The following is a 16,059-nucleotide window of genomic DNA, read 5'->3' on the forward strand; positions in this document are numbered from 1 at the left end:
AGTAAATCATAAGTAGCAAATCCTCTGCTTAACTTATTCTACAAAAAGTCTGGGAGCTAACTAAAAAGAGAAACTTTAGTGACGACATTAAAAGTGGGAGGCGCTCCCCTAAGGGGAACATTTTGCTAATCCGCACCAATAAAAAAACGAACTGTAATTCAACATAGAGTTGAATTAGGTTCGATTTTTAATAAAATAGTATATTTTGTTACAAGCTCTTTATACTACAAATCAGTTATTACCGTCGTAGCCTCTTGCTTTTTAAGAATTTCAATAAAATAACTCAATTGCTTCTTCGTTCGATTCCAAATATCTTCATCAACAATTGGATTATACTTTTGTTTATCTATCTGACAATCAAGCATGTAAATACCTTTTAGTGTCTGCCCTTTCAATGTTGCTAGTAAGGGCTTCATTGTATATTCAAGTGCAAGCATATGAGATGGACTTCCTCCGGTCATCAGTGGCAGAACCGGTTTATGCTGCAATATGTCCTGTGGTAATATATCAAACAACGATTTTAACACTCCCGAATAAGCAGCTTTATACACAGGTGAACCTACAATAACACCACTTGCTTCGTTTAACGTTTTAGCGACTTGTTGAACTGAAGGGCTATCATAGTTTCCTTGAAACAAGTCATCTGAAGGAATCTCCCTGATACTAATATGCTTAATAGTGAAATGTTCCCTCTCCAATAATTCTCCTAAATACTTTAATACTCTATCGGATCTGGAAGATAATGAAGGACTTCCAGAAATAATGGCAACTTCACGCATGTGATCATCCTCTCTTTTTTCACTTGTTATTCAAAAAATACAGCATTTATCTTACCTTGCTCTCTCCTAAACAAAATTTCTATTTAAAATACCACTTCCAAAGCGATAGTCCGACAATCAATAGAAAAAAGATAAAACCATATAACCAGATAGACAGCATTGGATTCACAAAAATAGTTCTCATCCTCTCTTAATTAGCTTTTAATTGTTTACTTGCTTTTGCATATTTGGCGTCTTTTCTCAGAATCGCTGACAGGAGAACAATGGTTGCAATTCCTATCAAGGTGGCAATAGCTCCTGCTGTCATTGTGCTTGGTACAAGTCCACTGAAATAAAGCAGCAAATACGACAACAAACCAGTACCCATTGAAAGCTCAGCCGCACGTTTGGAAGCTTTTTTCTTTCCGTAAACTGCGTAAAGAATTGGCCCCATCGTGCCTGCCGCAACACCGGAAATACCGATCCACATGATATCTCCCATATAAACAGGAGGGCGAAGTACAATTAGAAATGCAGCAAGACCGATAAATGGTACAGAAAGCCGGCTAATTTGCAGTGCAATCTTTTCTGCTTTCGAAGGACTGAGACGAATGATACCTTTTTTAACCAGAACTTTCAGGAAAATATCGTTGGCAAATACAGTTGAAATTGAGACAAATAATCCATCTGTTGTAGACATGGCTGCAGCGAGAATAACCACACCGATTATTGCCACAACTACTGCTGGAAAGGCCCAAACAGCGTATTCCATTAATGCCAGATCAGACTCTGCCACTCCATTCCCTAAGGCTACTCGGCTGTAAATCCCGCCAAATAATACGACAAGTGAAAACGCTGTTGCGATCACGTATGTCAAAATCATTTTTCCGATATCTTTTTCATTTTTTAATCCTAGAACTTTATTGAAAAGATGTGGAGCCGAGGCAAATGCCCATTGAATTACAATTGCTCCTACTACGACAGCAACAGAATAAAAATGTGCGGATTCCGGGTTAAATACTTCGACCAAATTAGCATCATGACTAGCTAGTTGATTCGTAATACCCGTAAAGGTTGTTGTAATGCTTCCTTTCCAAAAGAGAACAATACCGGAAATAAAGATAAAAGTACCGGCAATCCCCATCATTATCGACTGAACAGCATCTGTGTAAATATCTGCAAACGCTCCGCCTGCAAAGACATAAAGTACTACAATGGTGGTGATTAGCAAAAGGCCCCCAGTATAAGACATCCCAAGAAGATATTCAAAAATACGTGCCCCTGCAACAAATTGAGCAGCAATATAAAAGATATTGAAGAGTAAAATAACCCCACTACCTACTCGTAAAATATCACTTTTATAAAAGTCGCCAAGCCAATCTGGTAGAGAAAGTGATTTTTGTCCTGTATTTAACTTTCTAACACGCTTTGCTACCATTAGTACACCAATTGGTCCACCTCCAATTATTGCTAAAAAGAGCCAAAGATTGGAATAACCCCAGGCATGAGACCAACCGGGATAGCCAAGAAATGTGGCAGCACTCAAATACGTGGCTGAAAATGAAAGTCCAAGCACATAAGGACCAAGACTACCTCCACCTATAGCAAAATCACTTACATTTTTTGTTTTTCTTGCACTTATTAAACTGAGGACAAACATGATGGCAAGAAACGCACCAAAACCTATCCATGTATAGAGTGTAACAGTACCCATCATTAACCTCCTTCTTATTTTTGGTTGTAAGGTTATCCAATGATTCGCAAAATAGTAGCTTGGTAGGCTACAAATCGCCGTATTGGAAAAATGCTTGGCGAGCAATCCTCAGCTAGCTCCTGAATATGTACTGCCGATTTATTGATTCTCTGGCAGATTACTCCGCTCTGCTGCTGATTTATTGTTTCCATGAAACTTGTTCGCTCACTAGTCCGCAATTTTATGAATCTACGAGATAACGCCTGAACCCCACATTTGCAATAGAACCTTATTTTCTAGCGTGAAAAGTAGTTAACTTTTAAGTTGGTTGAATAAGACCTAGCTTTCTTGCCGGGTGATCTTCTGGGAGATGACGTCTTCCTTTTCCAAACATATTTTCTCGGAGCGTTTCACCCTCGTATTCCTTTCTGTATATACCACGCTTTTGTAATTCTGGGACAACGTGATCTACAAATTCTGTAAACGTACCTGGAGAATAGGCTTGAGCAATATTAAAACCATCTGCATCTCCTTCAAATGCCCATTGTTCAATTTGATCAGCAATCTGCTCAGGAGTTCCAATAAATTTAACGGTGCCATTTCCAAGTCCATGATTTTTAATTGCTTCACGTAACGTCCATTTCTTATTCGGATCCTTTGTATACATATCGAGATTGCCTTGAACTGCATCCGTGTCCATATCCTGCAGGTATTGGTTGGGATCATAAGCTGAGAAATCAATTCCTGTATGACCAGATAACAGGGAGGCTGTTCCTTCATAGCTGACATGGTTGGTTAATTTATGGAGCTTTGCATTCGCCTCTTCTTCCGTAGATCCAATAATTGGAAGGATCATTGGAAATATTAGTACGTTACGCGGATCCCGTCCCTGTTGCTTTGTACGTCTGCGAATATCAGCAGTATAGTTTTTCAGTGCCTCTAATGAATGGTTCTTAGTAAAAACAGCTTCCGCATGTTTGGCGGCAAAGTCCCTTCCTTTTGGTGAAGCTCCTGCCTGAAACAATACCGGGGTCCGTTGAAGGGATGGCTCTACCAAATGAGGCCCAGGTACTTTAAAAAATCCACCTTCATGATTAATGGTGTGTACTTTGGCTGGATCTGCAAATGTATCGTTTTTCTTATCATGTACCACCGCATCTACTTCCCAGCTATACTCCCATAACTTATAGACAACTTCCAAAAACTCATCTGCTCGATCATAACGGAGTTCTTTGGGTAGTCGACCGGAAAGCCCTAAGTTAACTGCCTCACTTTCCAAATACGAAGTAACTACATTCCAGGCAAGTCTTCCACCAGTTAAATGATCAAGTGTTGATAACTGCCTTGCCAGAGAATATGGCTGGGCATAGGTTGTGGAAATAGTTGGTGCAAAACCTAAATATTCCGTTGCAGCAGCCATTGCTGCAATAGGGATAACTGGATCATGTGCAGGTAACTGTACCGCATGTTTTACCGCTGCATCATGGCTGTTTCCATAAACACTATACGTTCCAAGTACATCTGCAATAAACAATGCGTCGAACTTTCCGCGTTCTAATGTTTTTGCAGCATTAATCCAATAGGTTAATTGATTATGCTCTGTCCCTTGGTCCTCCTTATACTTCCAAAGTCCTGTCGAATGTGGAGATGGTGAATTTTGAATAAATCCATTTAAATGAATTTGCTTTTTCATGTAACAAAACTCCTTTTTAAAATTAGTTTCCTGAAACAATAAATAACTTTACCAATCGATTTACTTGGTTTATTAAATAAGCATTCCAATCCAACTTATCATCACTCGATTACTGTTGATAAAACATTCACCTAGTGATTTGGTTCCATAAATTTCTAGTTCTATGTTCAACTAGTGCTATCTTGTTGTTTTAAAAGCTTAGAGCGCTTAAATAAAAAACCTCTTCCCGATGAGGAAGAGGTTTTTTAATATATCCACCCATCTCATCTTTCAAGCTGCACGCTTGCTGGATTTAGCACCTTGTTACATGTAACGGTTGCTGCGGGATCACAGGACCAGGTTCCTCCCCCGACTCTAGATAAGAAATGACTTATTCAATTTTTAAATTGTATTCATCTTAACTAAACAGCAGATTACTGTCAAGAAAGAATTTTAAAATTATTCAAAAATATTACTTTATACCCATCTTGTAGTTAATACCTTTTTTCTTGTATAGAATTCAAGGCCATCCTTTCCATTTGCATGTAGATCACCATAAAAAGAATCTTTCCAGCCTGAAAACGGGAAGAAAGCCATTGGAGCAGGCACACCAATATTTACGCCTAACATTCCTGCATCAATCTTCTCACGAAACGTACGTACATACCCGCCATCTCTAGTAAAGAGGCAAGCGCCATTTGCAAATCTTGATTTATTAGTTAGATTAATAGCACTCTCTAAATTTCCCACTCTACTAATCGCCAATACTGGTGCAAAAATTTCATCCTGCCATATCTTCATCTCACTTGTTACATGATCAAAGATAGTTGGTCCTACAAAATAGCCTTCACGCTTCGTATCAGCATCCTCCCGGCCATCCCGAATGAGTTTAGCGCCCTCCTTCTCACCAGTTTCGATATATTGCAGAGTTCTGTGCTTATGTTGCTCTCTAATCACCGGGCCAAGGAAAACATCTTCATTTAATCCATTTCCAATTTTAAGCTCGTTCGCTTTATTCACAAGCATTTCAATAAATTGATCTGCAATTTCCTCTTCCACTGCTACTACCGAACATGCCATGCACCGTTCTCCTGCAGAACCGAATGCAGCAGAAATAATTTGTGTTGTTGCATTTTCCAAGTCTGCGTCCTTTAGTACGATAGAGTGATTTTTTGCTCCGGCAAGCGCTTGAACCCGTTTCAAGTTGCTGGTACCTTTTTTGTATACATATTCCGCTACTGGTTGAGACCCTACAAAAGAGATTGCTGAGACATCTTTATGGTCCAATAAACCGTTAACTACGTCATGACCGCCATGAACAATATTAAACACACCTTCTGGAAGGCCAGCTTCTTCAAGTAATTCAGCTAAGCGATTTGCTAATAAAGGCGTTCGTTCAGACGGTTTCAATACAAACGTATTCCCTGTCACAATGGCCATTGGGAACATCCACGCAGGTACCATCATTGGAAAGTTAAATGGAGTAATGCCTCCGATAACCCCAATCGGGTAACGATAGACACCAGATTCCAGATCTGTTGCTATGGATGGAAGCTGCGATCCCATCATTAATGATGGTGCACCTGCTGCGTATTCTACACATTCTATACCTCGTTGCACTTCTCCATAAGCTTCCTTCACACTTTTTCCATTTTCAATGGTGATTAGCTCGGCTAATTCGTTCCAGTTATCTACAAGCAATTGTTGATATTTGAATAAAATCCTTGCCCTTCTTGGTACAGCTACTTCCTTCCAAGATTGAAATGCTTGGCTCGCTGTTTCAACTGCTATGTCTACATCCTTCTGTGAAGAAATCGGCACATGGGCAATTACTTCACCTGTTGCCGGGTTAAAAACTTCTGCTGTGCGATCACAGTTTGCCTTCACCCATTTTCCTCCAACATAATTCTTTATCACATCCACCTTCGTTTTAGTCATCCCATCCCCTCCATTTTAAAAAATTCTATACTACTTCGACTCTACACAAACTAAAAGAAAAGCCTCTCCGCGTTTATGGAGAGACCCTATGAAAACAATATCAGGTTGCTCTCTCTCATCTATCAAAACGATACGGTTTTGCAGGATTTAGCACCTTTTTCTATAAAGATAGAACGGGTTGCCGGGCTTCACAGGGCCTGTCCCTCAGCCTCTCTTGATAAGAGAATTATTGAAAATTATATTTTAATCAATTAACGGTATTGTAATAAAAGCACACATACAAGTCAATGGATAATACAAAAAAATTAAAATGTTCTTACTTTAATCAGGAATTATTTTAAATTTGTTTCGTACTCCCTAACCCCATACCTGCAGCTCATGCTTCCAATTTCCAAAGAACTCTTCCTCCCTAATGATCGACTCATAGATCGGATGAAGAAATATACGTATTGTTGTCATGATAGATTTATAATTGACAGTTTCTTCATAACCATTTGTTTTTATAAAAGTTTCCCATTCCTTCTCTTTTTCGTCTTTCATAGAAAAGTCTTCTGTAAATAGAGGAAGGTCTTTAACCAAATCAGTTCCCCTTCTTTGAAAGGTTTCACAAATTGCTTCCTGCAATACCCTTCCATCATAATCATATTCAAGTGCCAAGTGAAAGATTTTATAAAAATAATTCATTTTTAACCGATTGGAAACACATTTCTCAAGCATATCTGCAATTAGTGTTTCCGCCGGATAGGTTGTTACTCTTATCGGTTTATTTGTCAATATCCCTTGGTAGAGAAGGTCTTTCCGATTTGGTGTAAGAATATCCCCAGTAAGTAAAGTCACTTCCAAATGGTACTTATTCTTTACCAAATATGCAGGTAGTAAGATATTAATTTGCCTTCCTTCCACATCCCATTTTTCTGTTACCTCTATCTTATCACTATCGAAATACACCTCGTCTACTTTGTTTAAAGGTGTACAGATTTTTTTTAAAACATCTGCAATGAAACCGATCCCATGGTTTGTAAAAGAAGATAATAATTTCAACTTAGTGCTCTGTTTTGTTGGTAATTTAGTATTATAAAAGAACATCGGATCCTCTTTCAAAATAAGCCTGTCCCCGAAAGGCGATGCAGCAAGACGATCCATAAATTTTTCTTGTAAATATAAACACATCACAGAGTCAAAAGTCCTTCCGTTAATTTCAGCTACTAGCCTTAATTTATCTTCTGTCTGTATACTATTAATTTCCCCCATAATCGTTGCCCCTTTTTTTATATTCCTGGTCCTATCCCAGCATTTCCACTAATTAGTTTAAATCAGATTCTAAGGAGATTTATACCGGCAATATTTAGCAACAAGAGAATTCTATATAAATTAATAACTAGATAGACTATTGCTTACATGAATGCTTGCTTGGTAAATCGTTTTATCTCCCTTTACACTCTTACATTTTTACTCTATAACCAATTATTGGAGATGCGTAATATATTACCTTTTTAAGATAATTGATGGTTATATAAATAAAAAAAAAGAAAGCCAATTACTCATCGTAATTGACCGCCTTCTACAAGTTGCCTTCCGGCTTTGATAACTGTATCGACATGGTTCATCCCATATTGATACGAGAGCATTAAATAATTTGGTACATTAAAAATAGTTATATCCGCTTTTTTACCTGCTTCCAGGCTGCCAGCTTCATTCGCACACCCTATCGCATGCGCTGCGTTAATTGTGGTAGCAGTTAATACTTCTTCAGGTGTCATCCCCATTTTCAAGCAACCTAAGTTCATAATAAATGGCAGAGAAAGGCTTGGCGAAGAACCAGGGTTAGCATCGGTTGATAGCGCAACCGCTACACCAGCATCAATCATTTTGCGTGCTTGAGCAAATTCAGCCATTAAAAAGAATGCCGTCCCAGGTAGTAATACTCCAATAACTCCCGCTTTTGCCATTGCTGCAATTCCTTCATCAGAAGCTCTCAGTAGGTGGTCTGCTGAAATAGCTCCTACTTCTGCCGCCAGTTCGGCCCCACCATATGGCTCAATTTCGTCTGCATGGATTTTTGGAATAAGTCCATGTGCTTTACCTGCTTCAAGAATTTTTCGTGATTGTTCAGGAGTAAAAACCCCCCGTTCACAAAAAACATCATTAAATTTTGCCAGCTTTCTTCGTGCTACTTCCGGAATCATTTCATTGACTACACGCTCTACAAAATCATCAGGATTATCCTTTTCATTGAGTGGTACTGCATGTGCTCCCATAAAAGTGGACACTACATCAATAGGATGCTCATGTTGAAGACGGTCAGCTACCTCCAACTGTTTTAGTTCATCCTCTAAGGTTAATCCGTAGCCACTCTTGGCTTCTACTGTCGTCACCCCATATAATAAAAATTGATTTAGTCGCTTTCTCGATTCTTCAAAAAGCTGCTCATAACTTGCTTGCTGTGTTGCCCGCGTGGTTGCATGGATTCCACCACCTGCTTCCATAATTTCCATATATGTTTTTCCTTTTAAACGCATAGCATATTCATTTTCTCTTGTCCCGGCATGTACCAGATGCGTATGTGGGTCAATAAGCCCGGGTGTAACTGTTTTTCCTTTGGCATTAATTACAGTAGCAGTGTTCAATTCATGCTTATATTTATTTCGAATTTCCTGGTCCTTCCCTACTTCCACAACTTTTCCATCTTCAACCCAGATACTGCCATTCTCAATAATCCGAAGTTGTGCCATTGCTTCTTTTGTAGCAGGTTTATTTGTATGACCAGCCATTGTAACAACTTGATTTGCATTAGAAACTAACATATATTTTCCCATATGATTCACCAACACTCCTTTAAAACATTATCCTGTTTGCTAACTTTATAGTTTTTTAAATGATAACAGGGGCAAACTTATATGCAGTCAAGCCCCTCTCCTCTTTCGCAATCTTTATTTATTATCCAACATAGGAATATGAACGTTTTTCTTTTTTGCAGTTTCAATCGCAATTTCATAGCCCGCATCTACATGCCTTGCGATCCCCATTCCAGGATCTGAGATAAGTACCCGATTTATTTTTTCTGCAGCCTCATCTGTACCATCTGCAACAATTACCTGTCCAGCATGCTGTGAATACCCCATGCCAACACCGCCACCATGATGCACGCTTACCCAACTGGCTCCACCTGCAGTATTTACTAATGCATTTAAAATTGGCCAATCAGATACTGCATCACTACCATCCTTCATTCCCTCTGTCTCCCGATTTGGAGAAGCAACAGATCCAGAGTCAAGATGGTCGCGGCCAAATACAATGGGTGCTTTAATTTCCCTGGAAGCTACCATTCTATTAACCTCCAAAGCAAAACGATGTCGATCACCATAGCCTAACCAACAAATTCGGGAAGGAAGCCCTTGCCATTTCACCATCTTCTGTGCCATATCAATCCAATGTACAAGTGATTCGTCTTCTGCAAACATTTCCTTTGCAAGTCTATCTGTCTTATAGATATCCTCAGGATCACCAGATAGCGCTGCCCATCTGAATGGGCCTTTTCCTTCACAGAACAATGGTCTTAAATATGCTGGAACGAAGCCAGGAAAATCAAACGCATTTGTTACGCCCATTTCCTGTGCATATGCCCGAATATTATTTCCGTAGTCAAATACCTCTGCACCTTCTGTTTGAAAATCCAGCATTGCCTGAACATGGACGGCCATTGATCCTTTTGCTTTTTCCTCATATTGTTTTGCATCTTTCTTTCTTAAAGAAATCGCTTCTTCAAAAGACATGCCATGTGGTACATATCCATTTAGCGGATCATGCGCGCTGGTTTGGTCTGTAACAAGATCAGGTATAATCCCTTTTTTGTAGATCGCCGGGAACATATCTGCACAATTACCAACCAATCCAATTGACACTGCCTCTTTCTTGTTTTGAAACTGTTTCGCTAATTCTAACGCCTCATCCAATCTTCGACCAGATAATCACAATATCCTTCTTTTATTTTCCTTTCAATTCGTTTTTTCTCTACTTCCACTACAAGCGTAACAGCGCCTGCCATCTTACCAGCTAAAGGTTGAGCGCCGCTCATTCCTCCCATTCCGCCGGTTAATATCAGTTTTCCTGCCAAGTCTGCTGTACCAAATGCCTTCTTTCCTGCCTCTACAAAACTCAAATAAGTCCCTTGTAAAATACCTTGTGCTCCGATATAAATCCAGCTTCCAGCAGTCATTTGCCCAAACATCATTAAACCTTCACTTTCCAGCTTGTAAAAATGTTCCCAATTAGCCCAAGCTGGTACGATATTGGAATTAGCAATTAGTACCCTTGGCGAATGCGCGTGTGTACGAAATACAGCTACAGGTTTTCCAGATTGAACAATAAGTGTTTCATCATTCTCCAATTCCTTTAATGTTTCAATAATTTTATGGAACGATTCCCAATTTCTCGCAGCCTTTCCGATACCTCCGTAAACGACTAATTCCTCAGGATTCTCGGCCACCTCCGGATCCAAATTATTCATTAGCATTCGCATAGCAGCTTCTTGCTGCCAACCTTTACAAGTTAGCTTTGTTCCTGTTGGCGCTTTCATTGTTTCGCTTGTTTTCATTGAAATTTCCTCCTTTATGGTAAAAAAACAATTAACCCATTTAAATCATTTCTAAATGTATACATTATGTCTTAAAAAATATCCTTTGTTGTTATTATTATAATTTTTCTGATAAATTAAATGAAGAGATGTTTCTACAAATTTTAGTACGTTTATTTGTTTTAGAGATTAATGCTATGTATAAAATAGGATTTTTTTATGATATACAAGAAATTTCTTGTATATAGAGGGGGATTTGAAATGGACATGCTAATTATAGATAGAGATAGCACAGAACGTTTAGGTATTGAATGGTTTATAAAGTCCAATCAATTACCTATTAAACAGGTTTACCATGCAGAAACAATACAGCAAGCAAACGTGATGTTAACAAAAAAACAACCTGATCTCGTTGTAATTGAATTGGAAATGCTTAGTAGGGATAAAATGAAGGCTTTCACCAGAAACATATTTCGCTTCTCAAAAACAATAATTTCAGTAACCGCAGAGCCACTATTTGAACGTGCCCTCCAATCTATTGAATTACAAAGCTCTTCTTTGCTGGTTAAGCCATTTAATTTAAATTTATTAAAAAAGGCACTTATCGAAGCAACTAAGATAGACCATAGACAGTTACCTGATAGTATGCGAATATCCAGAAATCAAGAGATTTATCATTCTTTATTCATAAAAACAGCGTTGATTGATCCTATAAAGCCATTTTTCTTACTTTTTCAACCTGAGGTAAATGAGTTAAACAATAATCTGCATCAGTGGTTATTGGAGATTAAGTTACCATTTGAGAAAGAAATATACCCATTGAGTAGTATGGTTGTCTGTCTTGCATATCCACATGAGACGGACGGTTTAGAGTTTATTAAGTTGGAAGCGTATAAAATGCTTGATTGGTGGGAAGAAAGTTTTCATTCCAATATTAACATTGCTATACATGACAGCCATATAAATAATGATAATTTGCAGCAAGCATATATAACAGCAAAAAATGCACTTAATATGAAGTTTTATAAAGGATTTAAACAACTTTTTCACACAAGTGATTTGCCTGTCTTTCAATCAATTGACCCTTTTCTTACAACCTCTGAACAGCGATTCTGGATGGAAAGTCTAGAGAAAGGGGATATCGAGAAGATAAAAGAATACTTATATCAATCCTTCAATAAATCATATGAAAACTACCCTGATCCGAAATTAGTCAGAATTCAATTAACCAGTATTCTAGCTCAAATTCGACGTTTTATAAAAAATTATAAATTGACTAAAACGGTTGAAATAGAAACAGAATATCATCGTATGTTTGATATTATCCTAAACAGCCCTATCCTTTATTCCATTGTTCAGGAGCTTATTTTATTTTGTATTAAAGTAATTAATAATTCTAGAATACAAAAGGAGAAAAGAGATTTCAGCTATTTGGAAAGATCTTTGTTTTATATCGAAAATAACTTTAGTGATCCCGATTTATGTCTGGAAGATCTGGCCGATTACTTGGAAATCAGTCCGAATTACTTAAGCTATTTACTTTCTTCTGCACGTCACCCTTTCAAAAAAATGGTAAATGAAATGCGTGTGAATGAGGCTACGAGGCTACTAATTGAAACAGATGAGCCAATTCAAAGAATTAGCAGTATAGCAGGCTTTAAAGATCCCAATTATTTTTCTCGTATCTTTAAAAAGTACATGAATAGTACACCAAATGAATATAGAAAACAAAAATGAAATCATTTTCAGCAACTTATAGCTTAATCCGCAGACTAATGGTCGAGAAAAATACTCCCATAAAAGGAAAACCAAAGCTCTATTTAGGTTAAATACCCTTTTTTACGACAAAAGTTCTATCTACATGATAGTCCTATTGTGGAACATTGTATAATTAGCTAACTTCGCCTTTCCGTTACACTGTCTTTGCCGCATAAGATATGTTAAGGATTCTGCTGGATAAGAAAGGAAGTGATTATAATAAACAAGGATAAAAACCAGCGTACGGAAACTGAGGCAGAATTAAAAGAATTGAGGAAAAGGCTTAGCAACTTGGAGAAAGATAATGACGCTACTTCTGAAAAAAACATGTACTTGATATTCGATCAACTGATTAAGGATAAACAATTAGTTACAAAGTCAGAGCTTAACCGCTATGAACAAAAAATGCACGCATTATTGCAAGAAAGCCAGTTAAAGTTACTCAAGTGGATAGTAGGTACCGGTATTAGTACTATTGGAGCAATCACAGCGATTATCGGTCTTTTCTATTAAATAGGGTCCGTTATAAACATAGCAGCTATATTCCTCTTCCACACATCAACAGCAGAATCCTCCTTTCCTTCTATCATAGCTTTTATTTGTACAAATGAATATGATGCCTTAAAACGATTCCATTCTCTCGGTAAAATGTGTGTTTTACAGGTTAACTAATTGGAGAGTACCACTTCTCATCTAGACTTTGAATACCAGATTGCTTTAGGCGCATTCATTTTATCATTATAGTTCTATTGATATACTAGAGGAGAAACAAATGCAAAGGAGAGAGAAATACATGAATACATCACTTATAAAACAGTTTACATTCACAAGAGATTCATTAATTAAGGAGATTAATAAGATTAACCCAGAAATTGTTGATGTACAGCTCGACGGATATAACAATACCATTCACTGGCAAATTGGCCATATCCTCACAGTAGCTGAGCAATTTTTATTTGCTTTTCCAAAAAAGACACAGTATTTGCCGGAAAAATACGTAGAATTATTTGGTAACGGAACAAAACCAGCCGACTGGCAAGGAGAAGTTCCGTCTGTAGATAAGCTTACAAATGAGCTACAGGAACAGCTCAAGCGTGTCATGGAAATCCCCGAAGAACAACTTAATGTAGAATTGGAAAAACCATTCTTAGGTCAGGAAACATTTGGCGGATTAACAACACTAGCTACTTACCATGAAGCACAGCATACAGGGCAAATCCATGCATTACGTCTGATTACTGAGCAAACAAAATAAATTTAGATAAGGAGAAAGAGGATCAGCTCAAGTTTGTGGCTGCTCCTCTTTTTTTGTAAGAAAATAATATAGTAGATATGTGAAAGGATTTTCCTCTCGTTTAGATGGGATGGTGCCTGCTATTTAGATGCAAAACGTAGTAAGAGTAGAGTATACAATTTTAATATAAATCCCTTTAGAAGTGGTATTCTATAAAGATAGAGTTAGATGGTTGATCGTTCAATAGTATGCTTTTAAGGAGTAACGTTTATGAATAAAAAAATTAGCATGGTGCTTGAATCCCTTGAATATAAGCATCAAATAAAAATAATTTACGCATGTGAGGCTGGAAGCAGAGCATGGGGACTTGCCAATGAAAGAAGTGATTATGACATTCGTTTTCTTTATGTGTACCCAACAACCACCTATTTACGTATTGATCCAGTGGGTACTAAGGAATTTCCAGAGGTAATAGAAAAGCCCATAAGCGATTCTTGGGATATAAGTGGCTGGGAACTCACCAAAGCTTTGCGCTTATTCAGAAAATCCAATCCGTCTTTACTCGAGTGGATCCATTCACCTATTGTTTATAAAAACGATAATTTTCTTATAAAGAAAATGAAAGACATCCTCCCATGCGTTTTTAATCCAAAAGCTTGTATCATGCACTATACGAATATGGCAAAAGCCAATTTACACAGATACGAAAAGAATATGAATCCTCAACCAAAGGACACACTTAACATAATTAAACCAATTATTGCAGCAAAATGGATCAATAAACATCATGAATTCCATCCACTTCATTTTTCAAAAATGATAGATGACTTTTATTCAGGAGAAATTAAGAAATCCTACTTACAATTAGCTAAAGAAAAAAGGCTAAATCTGCAACTCGGAACAGAGGAAAGTAAGCTAATAAAACATGCAATAACAGAGCTTGCTGTTCTGCAAGCTGCTGCGAAGAAAATCCATCCCATGAAAATAGAAGAAACAAGGAGGTTGGACGAATTATTTCGAAACATGTTAGATAGAATTTGGGGTTAAAGCTAACTATTTTCCAGCTATCTTCTAATACCCAACACATTTACGGATATGTTATAATTTATCTATATTAATCAGACAGGAGGTGAATACAGATTGTTCGAATTAATAAATGATTTGTTCTTGGATGCTTCGCCTATTTATATGTATGTAAGTATTTTTGTAACTGTCTTCAGCACATATCAGCTACTTCATTCAAATACAAGGTATTGGCGAGTAGACAATAATGTCTATACACTTCAATTGCATGCCAAGGAAGCAATTATTTTGCCAGCACAGAAGATAAATCTAACAACAGAAGAAGATAAGAACTGGATCTATCGAAAGTATGTCCGTTGTGCCCATCAGGATGATGAATCAGAACCGGCTTCCCCTCGTAGTTTTAAACCTAGACAACAATTACGAGGAGGATTTTTGTGGGACAATCTGTATTCACATTTATAAATAGACATAAGAAATTAATGCTTTTATCTTTACTTGTTTTAACTCTAAGCGGCTGCTCTGCTGCTACAAATGAGCCACTGAACCCGGATCAATTGAACGGTATAGAGTATTTAATTTATCCATTCACACTGCTAATTAAATCCATTGCGAATGTTTTTAATGACAATTATGGTATTTCCATTATCCTAATAACATTAATTATTCGATTGCTGCTGTTACCTTTTATGGTAAAACAAATGAAATCAAGCATGGACATGAAAGAAAAAATGGACCAAATGAAGCCTGACTTAGATGCATTAAAGGAGAAATATAAAGATAAAAAAGACCAAGAGTCCATGCAAGCACAGCAAAAAGAGATGATGGAGTTATATCAAAAACATGGCACCAATCCTTTTGCTATGTTCGGAGGCTGCTTGCCATTATTAATTCAAATGCCAATATTACTTGGATTTTATTACGCTATTCGCAGAACGCCTGAAATTGCTACACATGACTTTTTATGGTTCAGTTTGGGCCAAACAGATATTGCCTTGACGTTGATTGCTGTTGTCATTTACTACTTCCAATTTAAGGTTTCTCAAATGGGAATGGATGAAAAACAGAAAAAGCAAATGGCTTTTATGGGGCTTCTATCGCCGATCATGATTGGCGTTATCTCTATAAGCTCACCAGCTGCCCTTCCGTTATATTGGGCAACTGGCGGATTATTTTTAATGCTGCAAACATGGCTTACGAAGAAAATATTATATGCAAAAAAAGAAATTTCATCATAAACTCGTTGTTTCTCTCTAAAAAAGACTGTCAGGAATTAAATTTCCTGGCAGCCTTTTTACTTTAGCTCAGTTAACATTTCTTTGTTCATAGAAGAAGCACATGTGTCTATCTTGAGACAATTCTATTGGACAGTTCTCTTGACTTCTAGGCGGCTTTTGTCCATTAGAGCTC

12 protein-coding genes, 1 pseudogene and 2 riboswitches are annotated in these 16,059 nt (G+C 37.5%); of the genes and pseudogenes, 6 read left to right on the plus strand and 7 right to left on the minus strand.

The window, feature by feature from the left end; genetic code table 11:
* Positions 1-224: 224 nt before the first annotated feature.
* From ssuE to hutU, 7 genes and pseudogenes are all read right to left on the minus strand, one after another.
* Positions 225-779, minus strand: a complete 555-nt coding sequence (ssuE, locus tag JCM12304_RS17985; RefSeq protein WP_060681879.1) for an NADPH-dependent FMN reductase — start codon at positions 777-779, stop codon at positions 225-227.
* A gap of 190 nt (positions 780-969) precedes the next feature.
* Positions 970-2,472 (minus strand): sodium:solute symporter family protein, encoded by a 1,503-nt coding sequence (locus JCM12304_RS17990; RefSeq protein WP_060681880.1) that lies wholly within the window; start codon positions 2,470-2,472, stop codon positions 970-972.
* A gap of 298 nt (positions 2,473-2,770) precedes the next feature.
* Positions 2,771-4,144, minus strand: a complete 1,374-nt coding sequence (locus JCM12304_RS17995; protein ID WP_060681881.1) for an LLM class flavin-dependent oxidoreductase — start codon at positions 4,142-4,144, stop codon at positions 2,771-2,773.
* 260 nt (positions 4,145-4,404) lie between these two features.
* A riboswitch (SAM riboswitch) is annotated at positions 4,405-4,509 on the minus strand.
* 91 nt (positions 4,510-4,600) lie between these two features.
* Positions 4,601-6,061: a CoA-acylating methylmalonate-semialdehyde dehydrogenase gene (locus JCM12304_RS18000; RefSeq protein ID WP_060681882.1), complete on the minus strand. Its 1,461-nt coding sequence runs from the start codon at positions 6,059-6,061 to the stop codon at positions 4,601-4,603.
* A 112-nt stretch (positions 6,062-6,173) separates the two neighbouring features.
* Positions 6,174-6,285, minus strand: a riboswitch (SAM riboswitch).
* 133 nt (positions 6,286-6,418) lie between these two features.
* The gene (locus tag JCM12304_RS18005) at positions 6,419-7,312 is read right to left on the minus strand and encodes a nucleotidyl transferase AbiEii/AbiGii toxin family protein (protein ID WP_060681883.1); all 894 of its coding nucleotides are present in this window, start codon (positions 7,310-7,312) and stop codon (positions 6,419-6,421) included.
* Between the two features lie 290 nt (positions 7,313-7,602).
* Positions 7,603-8,877, minus strand: coding sequence for an imidazolonepropionase (gene hutI, locus JCM12304_RS18010; protein WP_060681884.1), 1,275 nt, complete (start codon positions 8,875-8,877; stop codon positions 7,603-7,605).
* Positions 8,878-8,991: 114 nt separating this feature from the next.
* A pseudogene (gene hutU, locus JCM12304_RS18015) lies at positions 8,992-10,655 on the minus strand (urocanate hydratase).
* A 240-nt stretch (positions 10,656-10,895) separates the two neighbouring features.
* On the opposite strand from hutU, the gene JCM12304_RS18020 reads away from it, so the two are divergent.
* From JCM12304_RS18020 to yidC, 6 genes are all read left to right on the plus strand, one after another.
* Positions 10,896-12,371 (plus strand): helix-turn-helix domain-containing protein, encoded by a 1,476-nt coding sequence (locus JCM12304_RS18020; protein WP_060681885.1) that lies wholly within the window; start codon positions 10,896-10,898, stop codon positions 12,369-12,371.
* A gap of 231 nt (positions 12,372-12,602) precedes the next feature.
* Positions 12,603-12,905: a hypothetical protein gene (locus JCM12304_RS18025; protein WP_060681886.1), complete on the plus strand. Its 303-nt coding sequence runs from the start codon at positions 12,603-12,605 to the stop codon at positions 12,903-12,905.
* Positions 12,906-13,185: 280 nt separating this feature from the next.
* Complete coding sequence (locus tag JCM12304_RS18030) at positions 13,186-13,647, plus strand: DinB family protein (protein ID WP_060681887.1); 462 nt, start codon at positions 13,186-13,188, stop codon at positions 13,645-13,647.
* A gap of 249 nt (positions 13,648-13,896) precedes the next feature.
* Entirely contained in the window at positions 13,897-14,673 is a 777-nt protein-coding gene (locus tag JCM12304_RS18035; protein WP_060681888.1) for a nucleotidyltransferase domain-containing protein, read from the plus strand.
* Positions 14,674-14,766: 93 nt separating this feature from the next.
* On the plus strand, positions 14,767-15,114 hold the full coding sequence (locus tag JCM12304_RS18040; protein ID WP_060681889.1) for a hypothetical protein: 348 nt from the start codon (positions 14,767-14,769) through the stop codon (positions 15,112-15,114).
* Positions 15,087-15,887: a membrane protein insertase YidC gene (gene yidC / locus JCM12304_RS18045; protein ID WP_019378746.1), complete on the plus strand. Its 801-nt coding sequence runs from the start codon at positions 15,087-15,089 to the stop codon at positions 15,885-15,887. The genes JCM12304_RS18040 and yidC overlap by 28 nt, the downstream gene beginning before the upstream one ends.
* The last annotated feature ends 172 nt before the right edge of the window (positions 15,888-16,059 follow it).

This window comes from Virgibacillus halodenitrificans JCM 12304, from assembly GCF_001310895.1.
Lineage (GTDB): Bacteria > Bacillota > Bacilli > Bacillales > Amphibacillaceae > Virgibacillus_Q > Virgibacillus_Q halodenitrificans.